The following is a 21,344-nucleotide window of genomic DNA, read 5'->3' as shown; positions in this document are numbered from 1 at the left end:
ATCACGGGGCAGGATGGTTTCTGCAGGGCCGGGCACGGCCCACGGAGGACACGGAGCCCGCCGGGCTCTCGAAAGAGAAGAGGCGCCTGGTGTTCACAAGCGTTCTGATGATCGAGAAGGCCCTGACGTCCGCCGACGTGGAGTTCGTCACCACTCTGCACGGGGACGAGGCGGTGGCCTTCCACGTTCTGCTCCAGCCGCGTGGCGACCAGGCGGACCGCCTGCTGCGGGCCATCGACGACATCGCGCTCGGCGACCTCGACGACGCCGCCCGGGAGGGCGAGACGCCGGAGGGGGAGGCGGCGAAGGGGCCCGCCCGGCAGGCGCTCGATGTGTCCCTGACGGCCCTGCGCGGGGCCGGCAGCGAGGCCGACGGCCGTCTGGTGGAGGACCATCCGCTGGACGCCCTCAAGGCCCTGGTCGACGAGGTCGAGGCCGACGAGGTGATCGTCCTGACCGATCCCCACTACGTGGAGGAGTTCTTCCACCGGGACTGGGCGTCCAGAGCCCGGCACAAGGTGGGGGTGCCGGTACTGAAGCTGTTCTCGCACAGCAAGGCGTGAGGGGTACCCGTGACGGTGTTGCGCCTGCCCTACGCTTAGGGCTCACGTTCGCCGCACCACTCCAGGGAGACGCACATGGCCCCGGGCCTTCCTACCGCCATGGACCGACCGCACTTCATCGGCATCGGCGGCGCCGGAATGTCGGGCATCGCCAAGATCCTGGCCCAGCGCGGGGCGAAGGTGGCGGGCAGTGACGCCAAGGAGTCGGCGACCGCCGAGGCACTGCGGGCACTGGGCGCGACGGTGCACATCGGGCACGCCGCGGAGCACCTCGCCGACGACGCGAGCTGCGTGGTGGTGTCGTCCGCGATCCGCGCGGACAACCCGGAGCTGGCCCGCGCGGCGGAGCTCGGCATCCCGGTGGTCCACCGTTCGGACGCGCTCGCCCGGCTGATGGACGGACTGCGGCCCATCGCGGTCGCGGGCACCCACGGCAAGACCACCACGACGTCGATGCTGGCGGTCTCCCTCACCGAGCTCGGCCTGAACCCGTCGTACGCCATCGGCGGCGACCTGGAGGCCCCCGGCTCCAACGCCCTGCACGGCGACGGCGACATCTTCGTCGCCGAGGCGGATGAATCGGACCGCAGTTTCCACAAGTACGCGCCCGAGGTCGCGATCGTGCTCAACGTGGAGCTCGACCACCACGCCAACTACGCGTCGATGGAGGAGATCTACGAGTCCTTCGAGACGTTCGTCGGCCGCGTCACCGAGGGCGGCGCGCTGGTGGTCTCGGCGGATCACGAGGGCGCGCGCGAGCTGACCCGGCGGGTCACGGCGTGCGATGTGCGGGTGGTGACGTACGGCGAGGCCGAGGACGCCGACGTACGGATCCTCTCCGTCGTGCCGCAGGGCCTCAAGAGCGAGGTCACGGTCCTGCTGGAGGGCCAGGAACTCACCTTCGTCGTCTCCGTCCCCGGCCGCCACTACGCGAGCAACGCGGTGGCCGCGCTGGCCGCGGGCGTCGCGCTGGGCGTGCCGGCCGCCGAGCTGGCCCCGGCCCTGGCCGCCTACACCGGCGTCAAGCGCCGACTCCAGCTGAAGGGCGAGGCGGCCGGGGTCCAGGTCATCGACTCCTACGCCCATCACCCCACGGAGATGACGGCCGACCTGGAGGCGATGCGTGCCGCCGCCGGCGAGGCGCGGATCCTGGTGGTCTTCCAGCCCCACCTCTTCTCCCGCACGCAGGAGCTCGGCAAGGAGATGGGCCTGTCCCTGTCCCTGGCGGACGCCTCCGTCGTCCTCGACATCTACCCGGCCCGCGAGGACCCGATCCCCGGCATCACCAGCGAGCTGATCATCGAGGCCGCGCGGGCGGCCGGCGCCGACGTGACCGCGGTGCACGACAAGGCGGAGGTCCCCGAGGCCGTCGCGGGAATGGCCAAGCCCGGTGATCTCGTTCTCACCATGGGCGCGGGCGATGTGACGGACCTGGGCCCGCAGATCCTGGACCGCCTGTCGCGGGCCTGAACCGAACCTGAGGGGCTGAACTTCATGTCGTACGACGTCGAAAAGCCGGACGAGCAGTGGCGTGCGGAGCTGACCCCGGCCGAGTACGCCGTGCTGCGCCAGGCCGGCACCGAGCCCGCCTTCACGGGTGAGTACACCGACACCAAGTCCAAGGGCGTCTACTCGTGTCGCGCCTGCGGTGCCGAGCTGTTCACCTCGGACACGAAGTTCGAATCCCACTGCGGCTGGCCGTCGTTCTTCGACCCGAAGGACACCGACGCGGTCGAGCTGATCGCGGACCGCTCGCACGGGATGGTGCGGACCGAGGTGCGGTGCGCTCGGTGCGGATCGCACCTCGGGCACGTGTTCGAGGGTGAGGGATATCCGACCCCGACGGACCAGCGGTACTGCATCAACAGCATCTCGTTGCGCCTGGCGCCGGACGAGGGCTGACGCGGCTCCGCGGGGACGGGCTCAGCTGGACTCGCGCACGATCAGCCGGCACGGGACGGTGTGCACGCCCGGCGCCGGGTCGGAGTCGATGGCCTGCAGCAGCCGCAGGGCGGCGATCCGGCCGATCTCGGTGAGGTCCATGTCGATCGTGGTGAGGGGCGGGCGGCAGGCCAGGGCCATGGTGTCCCAGTTGTCGTAGCCGACGACCGCGATGTCGCCGGGGACGCCCACCCCTCGCTCACGGAGCGCGTCCGCCACGCCGCGGGCGATCTGGTCGTTGCCGCAGAAGAAGGCGTCCGTGTCCGGTGCCGTACGAAGGACCGCGTCGGCGGCGCGGCGGCCCCACGCCTCGCTCCACTCGCCGTAGTGGACCCGGCCGGTCGCCAGGCCCAGTGAGGCGTCTTCCAGGTGCCCGACCGCGTGGCGGGCGCGGTCCCGGGCGGCCGCGTGGTGTTCCGGGCCCGTGACGTGGGCGATCCGGGTGCGGCCGGTGGCCAGCAGGTGCTCCATCGCGAGCCTGGCCCCGCCCCGGTCGTCGGAGACCACCGAGGTGTCGGCCGGGTCGGTGGAGGGCGAGAGCGCGTAGACGATGGGGACGGCCTCGATGCCGGACAGGGGCCCGCGCGGATCCGTCCGGCGGCCGGTGACGATGATGCCGTCCACGCGGCGCTCCATCAGGTTGCGCAGATGGTGCTGCTCCCGGATCGCGTCACCGCGTGTGTCGCACAGCAGCACCGAGATCTTCCCGGCTCCGAGCGCGTCCTCGGCGCCCAGCAGCACGGGGGTGCTGAAGCGGCCGATGCCGTCGGTCGTCATCAGCCCGACCGTCCAGCTCCGGCCGGTGTGCAGGCTCTGCGCATGCTGGTTGGGCCGGAACCCGAGTGCCTCCACGGCGTCCAGGACCCGCTGACGGGTTTCGGGCCTCATCCGCCCGCCGCCGTTCAGTGCCTTCGACGCGGTGCCCACGCTGACGCCCGCCAGGGCGGCGACGTCGGTGAGCTTGGCCCGGCCTGCGGCGGGGGAACGCGGAGCGGCTTCGGTCACGAGCAATCCTTTTCTCAGTCATCGTCATCGACGACGTGCATGCGACGTGCACAGGCATCAGCGCCATACATCCTGGCAGGCGGCCGGGTCGAGTTCCAGACCCTGGGCAACAGGAGAAATATTCCGCACGCCCCTTGACCCGCGTCGCCCGGCTCCCCTCTACTTTGGCGCTAGAGAAAACGGTTGCTCAATCGGTTGCTCAACCGGTGTTCACTCGCTGCTCAGTCGGTTGCTCGACCGGTTGGTCACTCGCTCCGCCGCCTCCCGCCTCCCACCGCCCGGAGAACCATGCCCCGCACACGCTCCGCCCTGCCCTCGACGGGCCCGGTCCGCCTCGGTCCGGACGCCCGCGCCGTGCTGCGTCCCGCCGCCGCGGAGGTGCGTGCCGGCTTCTGGCACGCCCGCCGCCAGGTCAACGCGCACACCTCGATCCCTCAGGGACCCGACCTGCTGGAGTCCGCGGGCAACCTGCACAACCTGCGGCTGGCGGCGGGCACGGCCCAGGGCGAGTTCCAGGGCGCGTACCCCTTCGTCGACACCGACGTCTACAAGTGGCTGGAGGCCGCCGCCTGGCAACTGGCCCAGGAACCCTCCGAGGACCTGGAAGCCCATACCGACCGGATCATCTCGCTGGTCGCCGGTGCCCAGCAGCCCGACGGTTACCTCAACACCTGGTTCCAGCTCCGCGAGGGCGGCGAGCGCTACCAGGACCTGCGCTGGGGCCACGAGCTGTACTGCGCGGGCCATCTGATCCAGGCCGCGGTGGCTCACCACCGGGCCACCGGACGGGACGAACTCCTCGACGTGGCACGGCGGTTCGCCGACCACCTCGACGCCACCTTCGGCCTGCCCGGCAGCGGCAGGCCGATCGACGGCGTCGACGGCCACCCCGAGGTGGAGACCGCCCTGGTCGAGCTGTACCGGGAGACCGGCGAACGGCGCTACCTGGATCTCGCCGGCTACTTCGTCGACCGCTACGGCCACGGCCTGCTCGGCGGCGAGGCCTACTGCCAGGACCGGGTGCCGCTGCGCGAGGCGACCGACGTCGAAGGTCACGCCGTACGCCAGCTCTACCTGCTGGCGGGCGCGACGGACCTGGCCACCGAGACCGGCGACGCCGGACTGCGCGCCGCCGCCGAGCGGTTGTGGCGGGCCATGACCGCCGCCAAGACACACATCACCGGCGGGCTCGGCGCGCACCACGACCAGGAGGACTTCGGCGACCCGTACGAACTGCCCAACGAGCGCGCCTACTGCGAGACGTGCGCCGCCATCGCCTCCGTCCAGTGGAGCTGGCGGCTGGCCCTCCTCACCGGCGAGGCCCGCTACAGCGACCTGATCGAGCGCACCCTCTACAACGGCTTCCTGGCGGGGGTCTCCCTGGACGGCGAGAGCTGGCTGTACGTCAACCCGCTCCAGGTCCGCGACGGCCACACCGATCCCGGTGGCGACCAGTCGGCCCGCCGCACCCGCTGGTTCCGCTGCGCCTGCTGCCCGCCGAACGTGATGCGGCTGCTGGCCGGTCTGGAGCACTACCTGTCGTCCAGCAGCGAGGACGGCCTTCAGATCCACCAGTACGTCACCGGCCGCTACCGCGGCGACCTCGACGGCACCCCCGTCACCGTGACCGCCGAGACCGACTACCCCTGGCACGGCGTGATCTCCCTGACGGTGGAGGAGACCCCTCAGGACCGGCCCTGGACCCTGTCCCTGCGCATCCCGCAGTGGTGCCGCGAGTACCGGGTGCGGCGCGGCTCCCGGACGTACGACCAGACGGACGCGCCGGTCACGGACGGCTGGCTGCGTCTGGAAGGCACCTGGGCCCCCGGAGACCAGGTCGTCCTGGAGCTCGGCATCGAACCCCGGCTCACCGCGGCCGACCCACGTGTGGACGCCGTACGCGGCTGCGTCGCCGTCGAACGCGGCCCGCTCGTGTACTGCCTGGAGCAGGTGGACCACCCCGGTGGCGGCCTGGACGACATCGTCATCGACACGACCCGTCCGCTCGCCGTGAAACACCGCCCCGACCTGCTCGGAGGTCTCATCACCGTCGTGGCCGCCGGTCACCGCCGGCGGCTCCTGGATGGCGGTTCGGACGGGGGCTGGTGGCCCTACCGGTCCGCCGAAGCGGCCCCCGGCGTCGCGCCCCGAGCGGGCGAGCCCGTCGAGCTGACCGCGATCCCCTACTACGCCTGGGCCAACCGGCAGGACGGCAGCATGCGCGTCTGGCTGCCCACCTCCTGAGCCCGCCCGTCCTCCCGCACTCATGACAACGAGGTCATCGCAATGAGCAGCACCCACCGCACCCTCCTCGCCTGCCTCGCCGCCGTCGGCACGCTCGCCTCCGTCACCGCCTGCGGGGGCGGCGGCTCGGGCTCCTCCGACTCCTCCGCGAAGTCGGGGACGTACACGTTCTGGGACCCGTACCCGCAGTTCGACGCCTCCTCGGACTGGGGCAAGCGCGTCACCCAGTGCGGCACCGAGGCCGGGGTCAAGATCAAGCGCACCGGGTACGACACCACGGACCTGGGCAACAAGGCGCTGCTCGCCGCCCAGCAGGGCAACGCGCCCGACGTGATGCTCGTGGACAACCCGGTCGTCTCCACGCTGGTGGAGGCCGGGATCCTCAACAAGACGAGTGACCTCGGTCTGGACACGTCCGCGATCCAGAAGAACATCATCGGCGCGGGCACCCTCGACGGCGCCTCCTACGGCGTACCGATCGGCGCCAACACCCTTGCCCTCTACTACAACAAGAAGATCCTCACGGCCGCGGGTGTCGACCCCGCCTCCGTCAAGGACTGGGCGTCGCTGACGGCCGCCCTGAAGAAGGTCAAGTCGGCCGGCAAGAAGGGCATCACCTTCTCCGCGATCAACACGGAGGAGGGCAGCTTCCAGTTCCTGCCGTGGTTCTGGGGTGCGGGCGGTGACCTCACCGAGCTCGACTCCGACAAGGGAGTCGCCGCGCTGTCGCTGTGGAAGCAGTGGGTCGACGCGGGCTACGCGCCCAAGGACGTCCTCCAGAACACCCAGACCACCAGCTGGCAGGAGTTCGCCACCGGCGACTACGCGTTCAGCGAGAACGGCACCTGGCAGCTGGCCAACGCCGACAAGGCCGGTTTCGAGTACGGCGTCGTCAGCATCCCCGGGCAGAACGGCGGTTCGGCGCCGGTGCCGACGGGCGGCGAGTTCGTCACCGTGCCGGTGCAGCAGGACACCGCCCGCTACGACGTCAGCAAGAAGATCGTCACCTGCCTGACCAGCTCCGAGAACCTGCTGGCCAGCGACACCGCCCTGACGTACGTCGCCCCCACCGAGGCCGTGCAGACCGAGCAGGTCAAGGCGAACCCGAAGCTCGAGCCGTGGGTGGCGGCAGTGGCTGCCGCGCGGGGCCGTACCAGCGGCGGTCTCGGCACCAAGTACCCGACCATCTCGCAGCCGATGTGGACCGCCGTGCAGGCGGCCCTGTCCGGCGGCAAGAGCCCCAAGGACGCCCTCGACACCGCGCAGGCGGCGGCCGACAAGGGCAAGGGCTGACGCCGGGCGGCACGGCACCACCACCGCAGGCCGCGTACCGGACACCGCCACCCGCATCCAGGAGTTCGCATGACCATCGCCCGAGTCGACCGCCCCCCGAAGCGGTCCCCGGTCGGGGCCGGAGCGACGGACACCGCCGGCCGGCGCGACCGGGCGGCCCGCCGTGGGCGCCGCAGGAGCCGGCTGACCGCGCTGGCCTTCGTCGCCCCGCTCGTCGCCTACCTCGTCGCCTTCTACCTCTATCCGCTCTACCGCAATCTCGACCTGAGCCTGCGTCACTACACGGTCCGGTCGTTCGTCGCGGGTGACGCCCCGTTCTCCGGCTGGGACAACTTCTCCCAGGTGCTGGACGATCCGACCTTCGGGCCCGCACTGCGCCACACAATGATCTTCACCTTCGTGTCGATCGTCCTCCAGTACGCGGCCGGGCTGGCGCTCGCGGTCTTCTTCAACCGGCACTTCCGGCTGGCCACCACCCTCAGAGCGCTGTTCCTGATCCCGTGGCTGCTGCCGCTCATCGTGTCGGCGTCGACGTGGTCCTGGATGCTCAACAGCGAGTCGGGCGTGGTGAACTACGCCCTCCAGCTCGTCGGTGTCCCGCCCGTCGACTGGCTGACCTCGCCGGACTGGGCGCTGACCTCGGTCGTCATCGCCAACGTCTGGATCGGCATTCCGTTCAACCTGGTCATCCTCTACAGCGGGCTGCAGAACATCCCCGGGGAGCTGTACGAGGCCGCCGCGCTGGACGGGGCGAGCGGCCTGCAGCAGTTCCGGCGCATCACCTTCCCCCTGCTGCGGCCGGTCTCGGCGATCACGCTGCTGCTGGGCCTGGTGTACACGCTCAAGGTGTTCGACCTGATCTGGATCATGACCAAGGGCGGTCCCGGCGACTCCTCGTCCACGCTCGCGACCTGGTCGTACCAGCTCGGATTCGGCACCCTCCTGCCGCAGTTCGGCCCCGGGGCCGCCGTCGGCAACATCCTCATCCTCATCGCCCTCGTCTTCGGGCTGCTGTACATCCGCGTCCAGAGGAGGCAGGAAGCGTGAAGTCCCCCGCGAGCTCCCGCCGCCGGTACACCGTGATCGGCGTCCTGCTCACCGCGCTCATGCTGTTCCCGGTGTACTGGATGCTGAACGTGTCCCTCACCCCGCAGCAGGACATGCGCAAGTCCCCGCCCGACCTGCTCCCGCTGCACCCCACGTTCGAGGGCTACCGGGCGGTCCTGAACGACCAGATGCCGTACCTCGGCACCAGCCTGCTCATCGGCCTCGGCACGGTCGCGGTCACCCTCGTCCTCGCCGCACCGGCCGGCTACTCCCTGGCCAAGCTGCGCCCCCGGGGCGGCGGCCTGCTCGCTCTGGCCCTGCTGATCGCGCAGATGGTGCCGGGCATCGTCATGGCGATGGGTTTCTACGGCATCTTCCTCAACGCCGGCCTGCTGAACTCCTGGTGGGGTCTGATCATCGCGGACTCCACCATCGCCGTGCCCTTCGGCGTCATGATCTTCACTGCGTTCATGTCGGGCATCCCCGACGAGCTCACCGCCGCCGCCCGCATCGACGGCGCCGGCACCCTGCGCACCTTCTGGTCCGTCGTCCTGCCGGTGAGCCGCAACGCCGTGGTCACCGTCTCGCTGTTCGGCTTCCTGTGGGCCTGGTCCGACTTCGTCTTCGCCAACACCCTCGACGGCGGCGGCGACATGCGCCCGATCACCCTCGGCATCTATCACTACATCGGCAACAACAACCAGGAATGGAACGCGATCATGGCCACCGCCGTCGTCGCGTCCGTACCCGCCGCCGTCCTCCTCGTCCTCGCGCAGCGGTACGTGGCCGCCGGGGTCACCGCGGGGGCGGTCAAGGACTGACCGGGACGTCAGCTCCCACCCCCCATCCACCTCCCGTCCGTGAGGAGAGCCGCCGCCCATGCCTGCCCCGATATCCCATGCCCCCGTCCGAAGAGCGCTGTTCCGCCGGTCCGCCGCCGTCGTCGTGGCGACGGCCCTGGCCGCCACCGCCACCGCGCTCACGGGCGCCCCTGCCCACGCGGCCCCCACCGCGTCCACCACGCTGGTCGTCAACGCCAACCAGACCCTGCGGTCCGTCACCCATGTCGCCACCGGCAGCCTGTACGGCCTCGCCGACGGCGGCACCCCGGCCGACAGCCTGGTCCAGCCGCTGAAGCCCAACACGTTCGTGCAGATGGCACCCGGCGGAAAACAACTGCCCAACGGCGAGCCCGCGCCCGCCGGTGACTCCCTGGTCGTCGCCTCCAAGGCCGCCAGGGCAGGTGCCAAGGTCGTCGTCCGGATGCCCGACTGGTATCCGAACTTCCCTTACAAATGGGTGAGCTGGAGCGACTGGCTGTCCGCCGTCGACACCCAGGTCGCCTCGGTCAAGTCCTCCGGAGCCACCAACATCAGCGCGTACGAGCTGTGGAACGAGCCCGACTGGACCTGGGACACCGCCAACGCCGGCGCCTTCGACGCGGGGTGGGCACGCACGTACAAGGAGGTACGCGCCAAGGACACCGCCACTCCCATCCAGGGCCCCAGCCACTCGGCCTGGAACCAGAGCTGGATGAGCCAGTTCCTCACCGACGCCAAGGCCAGTGGCACCGTCCCGGACGTCATCGCCTGGCACGAACTCCAGGGCAGCAAGGACATCGCCGCCCACGTCTCCGCCTACCGCGCGCTGGAGAGCAGCCTCGGCATCAGCCCGCGGCCGATCTCCATCGAGGAGTACGCGACCCCGACCGAGGTGGGCGTGCCCGGCTCCCTCATCGGCTACGTCGCCAAGTTCGAGCGGGCCGGTGTCCGGGACGCGGAACTCGCCTTCTGGAACCACTACGGCACCCTCGGCGACACCCTGACCGACACCGGCGGATCGCCGAACGGCTCGTACTGGCTCTACAAGTGGTACGGCGACATGTCGGGGAACATGCTGACCACCACGCCCCCGGCGCAGACCGGCATCGACGGTGCGGCCTCGCTCACCGGTGACGGCAGGCAGATCAGCGTCATCTTCGGCGGGGGTAGCGGATCGACGGCCGTCACCGTCAACGGACTCGGTTCCCTGTCGGCCTTCGGCGGCACGGTCCACGTGAAGCTGGAGTACACCCCCTCCAAGGGCCGTACGACGGCCGTCTCCGCCCCGTTCACGATCTCCGAGGCCGACTACACCGTCAGCAACGGCGCCATCACCGTCCCCGTGGCGATGAACGCGTCCGACGGCTATCACCTGGTCGTCACGCCCAGCGGAACGTCCAGCTCGCCGGCCGGCCGCTACCAGATCACCAACAAGAACAGCGGGCTCGCCCTGGACACGCGGAACGCCGGCACCGCCCAGGGCACCGCCGTCGTCCAGGCGACCCCGACCACCGGGACCGACCAGAACTGGACGCTGGTGTCCGCGGGTTCGGGCCTCTACAGGATCGTCAACCAGGCGAGCGGACTGCTGCTCGGGATCACCGACATGAGTACGAGCGACGGAGGTACCGCCCTGATCTGGGGCGACAACGGCACGGCCGATCACCTCTGGCAGCTCATCCCGTCCGACGGCGGCTACTACAAGATCGCCAACTACAACAGCGGACTGCTGCTGGGGGTCAACAACATGAGCACCGGCTCGGGCGCCCAGGTCCTCCAGTGGAGCGACAACGGCACCGCCGACCATCTGTGGAGACTGACCGCCCGCTGAGGTGACGTGGTGCCCGCTCCCGTGCCCGCCGTCCACCGCGGGCACGGGAGCCTTGCCGTAAAGCGTGCGTACGACCTTGACGCGTCGAATGTTACCGGTAACACTCGTCTCGTGACCGATCAGACGACCGGGGAACCGGTCACCTCCGCCGCGCGTCCGACGTCCCCGGACAGCGACCCCGTCTTCAGCCCGGCCGCCGTGGTGGCGTCCTGTGTGGGCTTCGTCCTCATCGGTGCCCTCCAGGCCCTGTACGGCCCCTCGATCCCGGCCTTCCGCGAGGAGTTCGGGCTGTCTCCCTCGGCCGCGGGCCTGGGGCTGAGCGCCCACTTCGTCGGCGGAGTCGCGGGCGTGCTGCTCTTCGACCGCTTGTTCGGGCGGATCGGCAACCGGCGCATCCTGGGCAGCTCGTACGCGCTGATGGCGGTCGGCGCGGCGGGTTTCGCGGCGGCGCCGAACTGGCCCGCCGCACTGGCCGCCGCCCTGCTCGCCGGGCTCGGCTTCGGCGGCATCGACTACGGTCTCAACCAGCTGTTCGCCGTCGGTTTCGGCCGCCGTTCGACCGCGATGCTCAACATCCTCAACGCGCACTTCGGGGTGGGGGCGATCCTCGGCCCGGCGCTGATCGGCGCCGTCGGCTCCGCGCACTACCCGGCCGTCTTCGTCGGATTCGCGCTCGCCAACCTGCCGCTGCTGCTGTGCCTGCGGGGCGTGCGTGACCGGGCGCCGCAGCCGGGCGGGGCCGCACCGGAGTCCGGTGGGCGACCCCTCGGCCGCAGCCTCGGCTCGGTGCTCGCCGTGTTCGTCACGCTGTACGTCCTGCACGTCGGCATCGAGGCGGGCGTCGGCGGCTGGGAGCCGACGCACCTGGAGACGGTCGGCTACGGGGCGGGCGTCGCCGCGACCGCCACCTCCGTGTACTGGCTGATGATGACCGTCGGCCGGTTCCTGGTCGCGCCGCTCGCGCTGCGCTTCTCGGCTCGGTCGATCATCGCCGTCTCCTGCACGGGCATGACGGCGTGTCTGCTGCTGGCCGCCGTCCCGGGCCTGGCCCCCTACGCCTACGCGGGCGTCGGGCTGTTCATCGCGCCGATCTTCCCCACCGGGCTGCCCTGGCTCCACCGGGCCGCGCCGAGCGCCCGCCGGGCAGGCGCGGTGGTCATCGCCGCTTCCATGGCCGGCGGTGTCGCGGCCGGCCCCGCTCTCGGCAAGGCCATCGAGTGGTCCGGGGTCCGCACCGTACCGCTGCTGCTGTGCGGCGTCTCGGCGCTGTGCCTGGCCGCGACGCTCTGGATGATCCGCGCCACGCGTCCCGTCCCCGTGTCCGGCTGACCCACGTTCCGCCGGTCATGCCTGTCCCGCTGCCCCCGTTCCGGCGGCAGTGCCTCTCCGTGAACCCCTCTCCGTCCGCACACCCGAGCCCGAAGGGAAGCGCCCGCATGCCCGCTCTGACCACGACCTCCGACGGATTCCTGCTGCACGGCGAACCGTTCCGGATCATCTCCGGCGCGATGCACTACTTCCGGATCCACCCCGACCTGTGGGCGGACCGGCTGCGCAAGGCCCGGCTGATGGGACTCAACACGGTGGAGACGTACCTGCCGTGGAACCTGCACCAGCCCGACCCCGACGGCCCCCTCGACCTCGACGGCCTGCTCGACCTGCCGCGCTATCTGAGCCTGGCCCGGGCGGAGGGACTGCAGGTGCTGCTGCGCCCGGGGCCGTACATCTGCGCCGAGTGGGACGGCGGCGGCCTGCCCTCCTGGCTGACCGCCGACCCGGACATCCGCCTGCGCAGCAGCGACCCCCGCTTCACCGACGCCCTCGACCGCTACCTCGACCTGTTGCTGCCCCCGCTTCTGCCGCACATGGCGGCCGCGGGCGGCCCGGTGATCGCCGTGCAGGTGGAGAACGAGTACGGGGCCTACGGCGACGACACCGCGTATCTCAAGCACGTGCACGAGGCGCTGCGTTCGCGCGGGGTCGAGGAGCTGCTGTTCACCTGTGACCAGGCCGACCCCGCCCATCTGGCGGCCGGTGGTCTGCCCGGCACGCTCGCCACCGCGACCTTCGGCAGCCGCGTCGAGCAGTCCCTGGCCCGGCTGCGCGACCACCAGGGCGAAGGGCCCCTGATGTGCGCGGAGTTCTGGATCGGCTGGTTCGACCACTGGGGCGAGCCGCACCACACGCGCGACGGGACCGACGCCGCCGCCGACCTGGACCGGCTGCTCGCCGCGGGCGCCTCCGTCAACATCTACATGTTCCACGGCGGCACCAACTTCGGCCTCACCAACGGCGCCAACCACGACCACGCCTACGCCCCGCTCGTCACGTCGTACGACTACGACGCCCCCCTCACCGAGTGCGGCGACCCCGGACCGAAGTACCACGCCTTCCGCGAGGTGATCGCCCGGCATGCCGCGGTCCCGCGGGAGCCCGCCCCGGCGCCCGCTCCGAAACTCGCCCCCACCCCGGTGGAGTTGAGCCGTAGCGCCCCGCTGCTCCCGCACGTGGGCGCGCTCTGCGAACCGGTGCGCAGTGCCGCGGACCCGGTCACCGCGGACGACCTGGGACTGCGGGCCGGACACGTCCTGTACCGGACGACCGTCCCGGTGGCCGCCGCGCGCACCGGACTGCTGCACTTCGCGGGCGGCGTCGGCGACCGTGCCCAGGTGTTCCTGGACGGCGCCCCCGTCGGCGTCCTCGAACGCGAGCGCCACGAGGAGGTGCTGCCCGTACACGTGCCGCGCCCCGGCGCGGTGCTGGAGGTGCTGGTGGAGAACATGGGCCGGGTCAACTACGGGCCGCGTATCGGCACGCCCAAGGGCCTGCTCGGCCCGGTCTCCTTCGACGGCACCGCGCTGCACGGCTGGGACTGCCACCCGCTGCCCCTGGACGGGCCGGAGGTCCTGGACGCGGTCCCCTTCACCGCGTCCGACGCGGACACGGCCGCCGTGCCCGCCTTCCACCACGGCACCTTCGACGTCGACGTACCCGCCGACGCCTTCCTGTCGCTGCCCGGCTGGACCAAGGGCCAGGCCTGGATCAACGGCTTCCACCTCGGCCGCTACTGGAACCGCGGCCCGCAGCACACCCTGTACGTCCCCGCGCCCGTCCTGCGCCCCGGCGCCAACGAGCTCGTCCTGCTGGAGCTGCAGGCCGTCACCGGCACCCGCGCCCTGCTCACCGACACCCCCGACCTCGGCCCGGAGAACTCCTGATGACCCAGCCGCACCGCGTGCGCGTCCCCGCGCCCGCCGCACCCCCGCTGACCGGCCATCTGCCGTTCGCGGACGCACCCGGTGTGCCCGACCCGATCGAGGTGACCAGCCGCTGGCTCACCCGCGGCGGCCGCCCCTGGTTCCCCGTCTCGGGCGAGTTCCACTACTCCCGCTACCCCGCCCGGGAGTGGGAGGAGGAGCTGCTGAAGATGAAGGCGGGCGGGGTGACGGTCGTCGCGAGCTACGTCATCTGGATCCACCACGAGGAGACCGAGGGCCGTATCCGCTTCGACGGCGACCGCGACCTGCGCCGCTTCGCCGAACTGTGCGCCCGCCACGGCCTGGACTTCGTGCCGCGCATCGGCCCCTGGTCGCACGCGGAGGTCCGCAACGGCGGCCTGCCCGACTGGGTCCTCGCACGCGGGTGCGCGACCCGCACCGACGACCCCGGCTATCTGGCCCTCGTACGGTCCTGGTTCGCGGCGATCGCCGAGCAGCTGCGCGGCCTCGACCGGGCGAGCGGCGGACCGATCGTCGCGATCCAGATCGAGAACGAGCTCTACGACCGGCCCGGCCACCTGAGCACCCTGAAGCGGACGGCCCAGGAAGCGGGACTGAGCGCGCCGCTGTGGACCTCGACGGCCTGGGGCGGCGTCCAGCTCCCCGGCGACGAACTGCTGCCGCTGTACGGCGGCTACCCGGAGGCGTTCTGGACCGAGGCCGACGGCGGCTGGCCCGACACCTGCCGCAAGCACTTCTTCTTCACCCACCAGCGTGACGACGAGGGCATCGGCGCCGACCTGCGTCCGACGACCGTACGCGGCGCCGATCCGGAGGCCCTGGCCGACCGGTTCCCGTGGGCCACCTGCGAGCTGGGCGGCGGCATGGCGGTCGCTTACCACCGGCGGCCACGCGTCGACACCGCCGACGTCGGCGCGCTCGGGCTGACGAAGATCGGCTGCGGTTCGGTGTGGCAGGGCTACTACATGTTCCACGGCGGCACGAACCCCGCAGGGGAGTCGACGACCCTTCAGGAGTCGCACGCCACCGGCTACCCCAATGACCTGCCCGTCCTGACGTACGACTTCCAGGCGCCGCTCGGCGAGTACGGCCAGGTGCGGCCCTCGTACCACGAACTCCGCCTCCAGCACCTGCTGCTGGCCGACTTCGGGCACCTGATCGCGCCCCTGCGGTCCGTGCTGCCGGAGCGGCTGCCGACGGGGCAGGACGACCGGGACTCCCTGCGATGGGCCGTGCGCGGCGACGGTACCTCGGGCTTCCTCTTCGTCAACAACCATCAGCCGCACGAGCCGTTGCCGGACCACCCGGACACCTCGTTCACGGTCGACTTCGCCGACGCGCCTTCGCTGACGCTGCCGAGCAGTCCCGTCACCGTGCCCCGAGGTGCCTATTTCTGCTGGCCGTTGCGGCTCGACGTGGCCGGGCTGCGGCTCGACTGGGCCACCGCGCAGCCGGTGTGCAGCATCGTCGACGGCGACGGGCGTACGGTCCTCGTGCTGGCCGCGACCGACGGCATCGAGCCCGAACTCGCCCTGGACGCGGGAACGGTGGCCGCCGTACGTACCCCTCCCGGTTCCGGCGAGGTCACCGGGTCCGACGGCCGGGTCCTGGTCTCCGGGCTGCGGCCCGGTACCGACGCCCTGGTCGAGGTGGACACGGCGGACGGCGGACGGGTCGCCCTGCTGGTGCTGGACGCGGCGACGGCACGCACCGTCCACCGGGGGGTGGCGTGGGGGGCCGAGCGGCTGGTGCTGTGCGCGGACGGAGTCGTCTTCGACCGTGACGAGGCGAGAGTGCACAGTGCCGCCGCGCAGCCGTCGTTCGCCGTGCTGCCCACCCCCGAGCAGGCGCCGGTCGCGGCCGGCGCGACGGTGAAGGAGTCGGCGGACGGCGTGTTGACCCGCTACACGCTGCTGCCCGACGGCGAACCCGGCGAGCTGCGTGGCAAGCTGCCCCTCACCTTGGTCCGGCCCGCGGGCCCGGCGCCGGAGCCCGCCACGGGCCAACCGGACCGGGCGAGCGCACCGGCCGACGCGCACTACGACACCGCCGCGGCCGTGTACCGCGTCGACGTGCCGCAGGCGCTCCTGGACCGGGCGGCGGGGACGCTGCTGCGCGTCCACTGGACCGGTGACGTGGCGCGCGCGTACGCGGGGGACAGTCTGGTCGCCGACCAGTTCTTCGCGGGGCGTGGATGGGACATCGGCCTCGACCGGCTGCCCGCGGACGCCCTGCGCGAGGGCGGTCTGCTTTTGAGGGTGCTGCCGCTCGCCCCCGACGCCCGGGTGCACCTGCCGGGCCGGGCGGCCGAGGCAGCACGCACGGCGACCGTCAGGCACGTCGAGTGGATCACTACCCGCACCTGGGTGACCAGGGTGGGCTGAGGGGCGCCGTGGCGGGTCGATTCCGGCCGGGGTTGCTGTGGCGCGGCGTGGGCGGTGGCCGTCTCGCGTTGCTCGCACAGGTGAGTGGGGTCATGGCCCGCGCCTGGGTGACCAGTCATCGTCCGCGGCTGGGCGAACGGGGCGGGCCGGCTCGCGGGGACCGGCCTATCCTGTGGACCTGCCGGGCGGGCAGAACCGTAGGACCGGACCGGAGGAAGCACCCACCATGACCCCCAGCGCGGCCGACGGCCCGGTTCCCAAGGGCCGCAGCCGACGCAACTTCGCGGGCGCGCGCCCCGTGATGGACGACGTGGCGCAGCTGGCCGGTGTCTCCAAGCAGACCGTCTCCCGGGTCCTCAACGACCACCCGGCTGTCCGGGCCGAGACCCGGGAGGCGGTGCGGACGGCCATGCGCACGCTCGGCTACCGCCCCAGCCGCAGCGCCCGCTCGCTGGCCAGCGGCCGGACCCGCATGCTCGGCGTGATCTCCTTCGACGCGGCGCGCTACGGGCCCGCCTCCACCCTGACCGCCATCAACACCGCGGCCCAGGACGCCGGTTACCTGGTGAGTGCCATCGCCCTGGACACGGCCGACCGGGACACCGTGGTCCGCGCGGTGGACCGGCTGTCGGCCGAGGGCGCGGACGGCGTGCTCGCCATCGCCCCCCAGGCCTGGGTCGGCCGGGCGCTGGCGGAGGCCCACCTCGACACCCCGCTGGTGGTGCTGGAGAACGACCTCGGCGACGGCACGCCCCTGGTCACCTCGGATTCCGAGACCGGGGCGCGCACCGCCACCGAACACCTCCTGCGCCTCGGCCACCGCACCGTCCAGCATGTCGCGGGCCCGGCCGGCTGGACCTCCGCCGACCGGCGGCTGGCCAGCTGGCGGGAGACCCTCCAGGCGGCCGGCGCGAGCGTTCCCGACCCCCTCGTCGGGGACTGGAGCGCCGACTCCGGCTACGAACTGGGCCGCCGCCTGGCCGAGCGTCCGGACGTCACGGCGGTGTTCGCCTCCAACGACCAGATGGCGCTCGGCGTGCTGCGCGCCTTCCACGAGGCCGGACGCCGCGTCCCCGACGACGTCAGCGTCGTCGGCTACGACGACATCCCCGAGGCCGCGCACCTGCTGCCCCCGCTGACCACCGTGCGCACCGACTTCGCCGAGATCGGCACCCGCTCCCTGCGCCTCCTCCTGGCCCGCATCGACGGCCCGACCGAGCCGCGGGTCGACCCCGTCGTACCCGTGGAACTGATCGTGCGGCGCAGTACGGGGCCGGCGACACGGGGCTGACGCGGCGGGCGCCCGGTGCGGGTGCCCAGTGCGGGCGCGGCACCGGTCAATGGCTCAGGCATGGGAGGTTCAGGGCCCGGCCTCGTCGGCGGCCGATGCGCTTCGCGTTCGGCTTTGTCACGCTTTGAGGGTGTCCAGAGTCGCGCGATGGTTCCGGTCGCACCGCGAACCCGCCCCGGAGGACGACGCCTCCCGCGCGAGCACGTCCGCCCGTACGGACGACCCGGCGGTGCTCCTGGCAGCGCTGCGGTCGGTGGCGGCCGGGGTCGGTACGGCGCTCGACGAGGAGGTCATCTGTGCCGAGCTGACCCGGGCCGCCGCCGGGCAGGCGGGCGGTTCCGCGGCTGTCATGCGGGTCGACGGCCCGACTGTCTCGGGGTACGAATCGATCGCCGGGGAGACGCACACGCTGCCCGACGTCCGGTGGGCCGCGGCGGTGGCACGCGACATGGCGGCCCCCGCGGTCGACATGTGGCGCGAGCAGCGCGTCGGCCACTCGGCGCCCGGCCGCGTCCGGCCCGCGCTCTGCGTGCCCCTGGCGACCGGCGAGCACCGCTACGGCGTCCTGGTGTGCGCCCGGGAAGGCACGCCGTTCACCCACATTGAGACGGAGGTCCTCGCCCTCCTGGCCGAACGGGCGGCCTCGCATCTGCGGCACGCCAGGGAGCACGCCCGGGTCAGCCGTACCGCGGGGGACCTGCAGCGTGCCCTGCGCGCGGAACCCGGCCGGCCGCACCCCAACCTGGACGTCGCCGTCCGCTACCTGCCCGCGGGGCAGCAGGCCCTGGTCGGCGGCGACTGGTGCGAGACCGTACGGCTCCACTTCGGCCGCACCCTCCTCGTCGTCGGCGACGTCATGGGACACGGCGTGGAAGCCGCCGTCGACATGGCCGCCTACCGCTCCGACCTCAGGGCCCTCGCCTCCGCCGACCTCCCGCCGCACCGCGTGCTGCGCCAGCTGGACGCACTCGCCGACGAGCTGCCCGAGCGCAGACCGGCGACCTGTCTGATCGCCCAGGTCGACCCCGTGCGCGGACAGGTGACGGTGGCGGGCGCGGGCCATCTGCCGCCCGCGCTGATCGACCGGGAGGGCGGGACCTCGCTGCTGCCGGTGCCGGTCGGGCCGCCGCTGGGCACGGGGTTCGGCGGCTACGAGCCGGCCACCCACGAGCTGGCCACCGACCGGACGCTGCTGCTGTTCACCGACGGGCTCGTCGAGCGGCGCGGCGAGGACATCGACCGGTCCCTGGACCGGCTCGCCGGACTCCGGTTCGCGGCCACGGCCGGGGTGGACGACATCCTGGACTCCGTGCTCGACCGCCTGGACGCCCAGCACGCGGAGGACGATGTGGCCGTCCTGGCCGCCCGCCCGCGCCACCCTGTACCGCACTCGCACCCGCACCCGCGCTGAACGTGCTCACACGGCCGTGTCTCCCACGCACTTCGCGCCCTGCCGGATCGGCTTCACCACCCTGCTGAGCTTCACCAGTGCCGTGTCGGTCTCGGTGGCCCGGTCGATGACGGTGAGCCCGACGCGTCCGCGCCCGGATTTCAGTTGCCGCCGTGCGTGAGCGGGAGGCCGACCGTGAACACGGTGGTGCCGGGCTCGTCGCCCAGCTCGATGGTGCCGCCGTGCGCGCGGACCAGCGAGCCGGCGACCGCGAGGCCGAGGCCGCTGCCGCCGCGGTCGCGGCTGCGGGCCTTGTCGACGCGGTAGAAGCGGTCGAAGACCCGTTCCCGGTCCTCGGCCGGTATGCCGGGGCCGGCGTCCTCGACCCGCACCACCGCCGTGTCCTGCTCCAGCGCGACCCGCACCGACACCCGCGTACCGCCCGGGGTGTGCACGGCGGCGTTGGTGAGCAGGTTGTCCAGCACCTGCCGGATGCGGTGCGGGTCGAGGCGCAGCTTCAGCGAGGCCGGGCCGGACGTCACCGTCAGCGGGCGCCCCGGATGGCTCGCCCGGAACGCGGCGGCCGCCTCCTCGACCAGCCCCACCAGATCCGTCTCCTGCAGCCGCAGCGGCGCGTCCACCTCCGCCGCGTCCAGCCGGGCGAGCAGCAGCAGGTCGTCCAGGAGGACGCCCATCCGGGCCGCCTCGGTGCGCAGCCGGGCCAGGTGCCTGTCCCGTTCCTCGGGGGCGTTGGCGGCGGCGTACTGGAAGAGGTCCGCGTAGCCTCGTACGGACATCAGGGGCGTACGCAGCTCGTGCGAGGCGTCCGCGACGAACCGGCGCAGCCGCTGCTCGGCCTCCGCGCGGACCGCGAGGGAGTCGTCGATGTGCTCCAGCATGGTGTTGAAGGCGGTGCGCAGTTCCTCGACCTCCGGGCCGCCGCCCCGCTCGTCGGCGCGCAGCGGCAGCCGCGCCGCCGTTTCGCTGAGGTCGTGCGAGGCGATGCCGTGAGCGGTGTGCGCCATGTCGCTCAGCGGCTTCAGTCCCCGCCGCAGCATGCTCCGGCCGAAGACCACCAGCGCCAGCAGCGCCAGCCCGAAGGCGATCACCTGCACCGTGATCAGCCGGTCGATGGTGTCGTCGATCTCGGACATGGGCGCGGCACTGACCAGCACCACCCCGGGCTCGACCGCACAGGCCCTCAGCCGGTAGGTGCCGGACCCGTCGATGTGCACGGTGCGCATGATCTCCGTGTCGGAGTGCGCCATGCTCCTGGCGAGCGCGGTCAGCGGGCGGATGTCGTGCGGGATGTCGGCGGGCTGCCGCAGCTCGGCGGAGTCGCCCGACACGTCGTAGACCGCCGTGAACCAGCCCCAGTACGGCTTCTGCGTCACCGTGCCGTTGGCCGCGGCGTCCTTGGTCTGCACGGTCTGGACGACCTTCATCTGGTAGCCGAGCTGGTTCTCCAGGTAGTCGCGCATGTACGTCGTCAGTGCGGTGCCGACGACGGCGAACACGACCAGTGCCAGCACACCCAGACCGAGGGCGAGCCGGGTGCCCAGACGCAGCCGGCGGTGGTACCGCAGCCGCCCGATCACTCGGCCGCCTGCCGGATCACGTATCCGAAGCCGCGCACGGTCTGGATCAGCGGTTCGCCCGTCTCGTCGAGCTTGCGGCGCAGCCGGCTGACCACCAGCTCCACGACGTTGGAGCGGCCCCCGAAGCCGTACTCCCACACGTGGTCGAGGATCTGCGCCTTGGTGAGGACGGTCGGCGACTTGCGCATCAGATAGCGCAGCACCTCGTACTCGGTGGGGGTGAGGGTGAGCAGCTGTCCGCCGCGCCGCACCTCACGGGTGTCCTCGTCCATGGTCAGGTCCGCCACCCGCAGCACCGACCGCTGGAACCCGGGCCCGGCGCTGCGCCGCAGCACCGTACGCAGCCGGGCCATCAGCTCCTCCACCGCGAACGGCTTGACCAGGTAGTCGTCGCCGCCCCGGGTCAGCCCCGCCACCCGGTCGGCGACCGTGTCGCGCGCGGTGAGGAACACCACCGGCACCATCGTCCCCGAGCCGCGCAGCCGGTCCAGGACGCCGAAGCCGTCCACGTCGGGCAGCATCAGGTCGAGCACCACGATGTCCGGATGGAACTCCGCGGCCCGGCGCAGCGCCTCCTCACCCGAGTTCGCGGTGACCGCCTCCCAGCCCTCGTAGCGGGCGACCGTCGCCACGAGGTCGGCGATCGGCGGGTCGTCGTCCACGACGAGAAGTCGTACCTTTTCCACCCGCTCATAGT

The 21,344-nt window shown here is 72.1% G+C and carries 16 protein-coding genes; 13 read left to right on the top strand and 3 right to left on the bottom strand.

Annotation, left to right across the window (positions count from 1 at the left end; all coding sequences use genetic code 11):
- Positions 1-89 precede the first annotated feature (89 nt).
- The 3 genes from ACFY16_RS14530 to msrB all read left to right on the top strand — a co-directional run bounded on the left by ACFY16_RS14530 (position 90) and on the right by msrB (position 2,465).
- A complete protein-coding gene (locus tag ACFY16_RS14530) occupies positions 90-563 on the top strand; it encodes an indole-3-glycerol phosphate synthase (protein ID WP_390647444.1) in 474 nt (157 codons plus the stop codon).
- 75 nt (positions 564-638) lie between these two features.
- Entirely contained in the window at positions 639-2,033 is a 1,395-nt protein-coding gene (gene murC, locus ACFY16_RS14525) for a UDP-N-acetylmuramate--L-alanine ligase (protein WP_390647443.1), read from the top strand.
- A 24-nt stretch (positions 2,034-2,057) separates the two neighbouring features.
- Positions 2,058-2,465: a peptide-methionine (R)-S-oxide reductase MsrB gene (gene msrB, locus ACFY16_RS14520; protein WP_390647442.1), complete on the top strand. Its 408-nt coding sequence runs from the start codon at positions 2,058-2,060 to the stop codon at positions 2,463-2,465.
- 21 nt (positions 2,466-2,486) lie between these two features.
- Here msrB and ACFY16_RS14515 read toward each other — a convergent pair whose 3' ends face one another.
- On the bottom strand, positions 2,487-3,509 hold the full coding sequence (locus ACFY16_RS14515) for a LacI family DNA-binding transcriptional regulator (RefSeq protein ID WP_390647441.1): 1,023 nt from the start codon (positions 3,507-3,509) through the stop codon (positions 2,487-2,489).
- 288 nt (positions 3,510-3,797) lie between these two features.
- Here ACFY16_RS14515 and ACFY16_RS14510 point away from each other — a divergent pair, with 288 nt between their 5' ends.
- The 10 genes from ACFY16_RS14510 (at position 3,798) to ACFY16_RS14465 (ending at position 19,070) form a co-directional block, all read left to right on the top strand.
- Positions 3,798-5,753, top strand: a complete 1,956-nt coding sequence (locus tag ACFY16_RS14510; protein ID WP_390647440.1) for a glycoside hydrolase family 127 protein — start codon at positions 3,798-3,800, stop codon at positions 5,751-5,753.
- Positions 5,754-5,795: 42 nt separating this feature from the next.
- Entirely contained in the window at positions 5,796-7,046 is a 1,251-nt protein-coding gene (locus ACFY16_RS14505) for an extracellular solute-binding protein (RefSeq protein ID WP_390647439.1), read from the top strand.
- A 69-nt stretch (positions 7,047-7,115) separates the two neighbouring features.
- Entirely contained in the window at positions 7,116-8,093 is a 978-nt protein-coding gene (locus ACFY16_RS14500; protein WP_390647438.1) for a carbohydrate ABC transporter permease, read from the top strand.
- 59 nt (positions 8,094-8,152) lie between these two features.
- On the top strand, positions 8,153-8,914 hold the full coding sequence (locus tag ACFY16_RS14495; protein ID WP_390647732.1) for a carbohydrate ABC transporter permease: 762 nt from the start codon (positions 8,153-8,155) through the stop codon (positions 8,912-8,914).
- 58 nt (positions 8,915-8,972) lie between these two features.
- Positions 8,973-10,745: an RICIN domain-containing protein gene (locus tag ACFY16_RS14490; protein ID WP_390647437.1), complete on the top strand. Its 1,773-nt coding sequence runs from the start codon at positions 8,973-8,975 to the stop codon at positions 10,743-10,745.
- A gap of 198 nt (positions 10,746-10,943) precedes the next feature.
- Positions 10,944-12,074: an MFS transporter gene (locus ACFY16_RS14485; RefSeq protein ID WP_390647731.1), complete on the top strand. Its 1,131-nt coding sequence runs from the start codon at positions 10,944-10,946 to the stop codon at positions 12,072-12,074.
- 107 nt (positions 12,075-12,181) lie between these two features.
- Positions 12,182-13,963: a beta-galactosidase gene (locus ACFY16_RS14480; protein ID WP_390647436.1), complete on the top strand. Its 1,782-nt coding sequence runs from the start codon at positions 12,182-12,184 to the stop codon at positions 13,961-13,963.
- Positions 13,963-16,368 (top strand): beta-galactosidase, encoded by a 2,406-nt coding sequence (locus tag ACFY16_RS14475; protein WP_390647435.1) that lies wholly within the window; start codon positions 13,963-13,965, stop codon positions 16,366-16,368. Before ACFY16_RS14480 ends, ACFY16_RS14475 begins: the two co-directional genes overlap by 1 nt.
- 226 nt (positions 16,369-16,594) lie before the next feature.
- Entirely contained in the window at positions 16,595-17,659 is a 1,065-nt protein-coding gene (locus tag ACFY16_RS14470; protein ID WP_390647434.1) for a LacI family DNA-binding transcriptional regulator, read from the top strand.
- A 130-nt stretch (positions 17,660-17,789) separates the two neighbouring features.
- Positions 17,790-19,070 carry a PP2C family protein-serine/threonine phosphatase gene (locus ACFY16_RS14465; RefSeq protein WP_390647433.1) on the top strand — a complete coding sequence of 427 codons (1,281 nt, stop codon included), beginning with the start codon at positions 17,790-17,792 and terminating at the stop codon, positions 19,068-19,070.
- A gap of 140 nt (positions 19,071-19,210) precedes the next feature.
- On the opposite strand, the gene ACFY16_RS14460 is transcribed toward ACFY16_RS14465, so the two are convergent.
- Both ACFY16_RS14460 and ACFY16_RS14455 read right to left on the bottom strand, forming a co-directional pair.
- Positions 19,211-20,647 (bottom strand): sensor histidine kinase, encoded by a 1,437-nt coding sequence (locus ACFY16_RS14460; protein ID WP_390647432.1) that lies wholly within the window; start codon positions 20,645-20,647, stop codon positions 19,211-19,213.
- On the bottom strand, positions 20,644-21,333 hold the full coding sequence (locus tag ACFY16_RS14455; RefSeq protein WP_390647730.1) for a response regulator transcription factor: 690 nt from the start codon (positions 21,331-21,333) through the stop codon (positions 20,644-20,646). The genes ACFY16_RS14460 and ACFY16_RS14455 overlap by 4 nt, the downstream gene beginning before the upstream one ends.
- Between the last annotated feature and the right edge of the window lie 11 nt (positions 21,334-21,344).

It is taken from the genome of Streptomyces sp. NPDC001315 (assembly GCF_042896175.1).
In the GTDB taxonomy this organism is placed as follows: Bacteria; Actinomycetota; Actinomycetes; order Streptomycetales; family Streptomycetaceae; genus Streptomyces.
The sequence above is the reverse complement of the archived record's forward strand: the minus strand, read 5'-3'. Positions and strand labels throughout refer to the sequence as shown.